Source organism: Bradyrhizobium sp., assembly GCF_049581145.1.
In the GTDB taxonomy this organism is placed as follows: Bacteria; Pseudomonadota; Alphaproteobacteria; order Rhizobiales; family Xanthobacteraceae; genus Bradyrhizobium.
In genome coordinates, this window is sequence record NZ_JBAURI010000053.1 from 1 (window position 1) to 2,013 (window position 2,013).

At 65.4% G+C, this 2,013-nt stretch carries 3 protein-coding genes; 2 read left to right on the forward strand and 1 reads right to left on the reverse strand.

What is annotated here, in order from left to right:
• Nucleotides 1–21 precede the first annotated feature (21 nt).
• Nucleotides 22–576: a c-type cytochrome gene (locus WCB02_RS01560; RefSeq protein WP_423955608.1), complete on the reverse strand. Its 555-nt coding sequence runs from the start codon at nt 574–576 to the stop codon at nt 22–24.
• Between the two features lie 212 nt (nt 577–788).
• Here WCB02_RS01560 and WCB02_RS01565 point away from each other — a divergent pair, with 212 nt between their 5' ends.
• A complete protein-coding gene (locus WCB02_RS01565; RefSeq protein ID WP_423955610.1) occupies nt 789–1,532 on the forward strand; it encodes a 3-deoxy-manno-octulosonate cytidylyltransferase in 744 nt (247 codons plus the stop codon).
• 24 nt (nt 1,533–1,556) lie between these two features.
• On the forward strand, nt 1,557–2,013 hold a 457-nt coding region (locus WCB02_RS01570; protein WP_423955613.1), incomplete at its 3' end, for a prephenate dehydratase domain-containing protein.

Here is a 2,013-nt window from a genome sequence, read left to right on the forward strand (position 1 = left end):
ATCCGGAGGCAGCCGACCCGGCTATTTCGACGCCACCGCGGGCAGCGGAACCGGGTTGTCCGACAGGGTATGCAGATAGTCGATCACGTCGGCGCGCTCGCTGTCCTTGGGGATGCCGGCAAAACCCATCGCGGTCCCGGGAATGAAGGCCTTCGGATTGGTGATGAACTTGTTGAGATCGTCATAGGTCCAGGTGCCGCCCTTGGCCTTCATCGCCGCCGAGAAGTTGAAGCCGTTGCGGCCCTCGCCTCTCTTGTCGCCGACGATGTTGTAGAGGTTGGGGCCGACCCGGTTGGGACCGTCCTTTTCGAAGGTGTGGCAGGCCTGGCACTTCTTGGCCGCCGCCGCGCCCTTCTCGACCGAGGCGGTCTGCAGCAGCTTCTCGATCGGCTCCGACGGAGCCGCCGCCGCTTCCTTGGCGCCGCCCGGGGCGGCTTCCTTCGCCTCAATCACGAAACCCGGCTTTTCCGGCATCTGCGGCGCAAACAGCGCGTTGGCGGTAAAGCTCGTGATCAGGAGAATCAGGCAGCTGGCCAGAACGGCGCCGATAATTTTATTGAGTTCAAAGGAGTCCATTTTGGATCAAGGCTCCGGGCCGGAAGGTCGGTGTCTGGAGCCGCCTGGCGGCGGCGGGAATGAGCCTTGAAAGTTGGGCAAAGTTGGGCCTTCGTTCCGCACCCCCAAAGCGAACAAGGAGATATCGGTTTGCCCGTGCTCTGGCAACCCGTATAAGCGGGCGGGAATTCACAACCCCCTTCAATCGCGCGCCCATCTCAACCCTGTTCCTGATGACCGATACAAGCCGCACCCTGGTGCTGATTCCGGCCCGGATGGCCTCCACCCGTTTGTACGGCAAGCCGCTGATGGATATCGCCGGCATGCCCATGATCGTGCATGTGCTGCGGCGCGCCCAGGAGGCCGCAATCGGCCGGGTCGCGGTTGCAACCGACACCGCGGAGATCGCAGCGGCCGTGCGGGCGCATGGCGGCGACGTGGTCATGACGCGGGCGGACCATCCGTCCGGGTCGGACCGGATTTTCGAGGCGCTGGAAATGCTGGATCCGACGCACAGAGCGGACATCGTGATCAATCTGCAGGGCGATTTTCCAACCATTGCGACCGACAACATACGCGATGTGCTGGGCCCGCTGGATGATCCCGTGGTCGATATCGCGACCCTGGCGGCCGAAATCCACACCGAGGAGGAAAGCCTTGCGCCGAGCGTGGTGAAGGCGGTCGGCTCGCCGGTCGGCGACCGGCGGCTGCGGGCGCTGTATTTCACCCGCGCCACCGCGCCTTGGGGCGACGGACCGCGCTACCACCATATCGGCCTCTACGCTTATCGGCGCGCCGCGCTGGAGCGCTTCGTCAGCCTGCCGCCCTCGCCGCTGGAGCAGCAGGAGAAGCTCGAGCAGCTCCGCGCGCTGGAAGCCGGCATGCGGATCGACATCACCATCGTCGATCACGTGCCGCGCGGCGTCGACACCGCGGCCGACCTGGAAACCGCCCGCCGCATACTGGCAAAAGCCTGAGCGGCTGCTACAAGGCGCCCCAGCATGACCAAGCAGCTGAAAATCGCGTTCCAGGGCGAGCCGGGCGCCAATTCCCACATCGCCATCGTCGAGGCCTATCCGGCCGCCGAGCCGTTGCCCTGCCCGACCTTCGAGGACGCGCTGGCAGCGATCGCCTCAGGGGAAGCCGAGCTCGGCATGATCCCGATCGAGAATTCGGTCGCCGGCCGCGTCGCCGACATCCATCACCTGTTGCCGGCGTCCGGCCTGTTCATCGTCGGCGAATATTTTCTGCCGATCCATCATCAATTGATGGCGCCGAAGGGCGCCAGGCTCGCCGGCGTCAAGACGGTGGAAAGCCACGTCCACGCGCTCGGCCAGTGCCGGCGCATCATCAGGAAACTCGACATCAAGCCGATCGTGGCGGGCGATACCGCGGGCGCCGCGCGCCTGATCGCCGAACGCGATGACGACAGCGCGTCGGCGATCGCCTCGCGCCTTG

Bases quoted from the DNA above. Each gene is read 5' to 3' on its own strand.
- WCB02_RS01560 (WP_423955608.1), bottom strand. From the start codon at position 576: ATGGACTCCTTTGAACTCAATAAAATTATCGGCGCCGTTCTGGCCAGC.
- WCB02_RS01565 (WP_423955610.1), top strand. From the start codon at position 789: ATGACCGATACAAGCCGCACCCTGGTGCTGATTCCGGCCCGGATGGCC.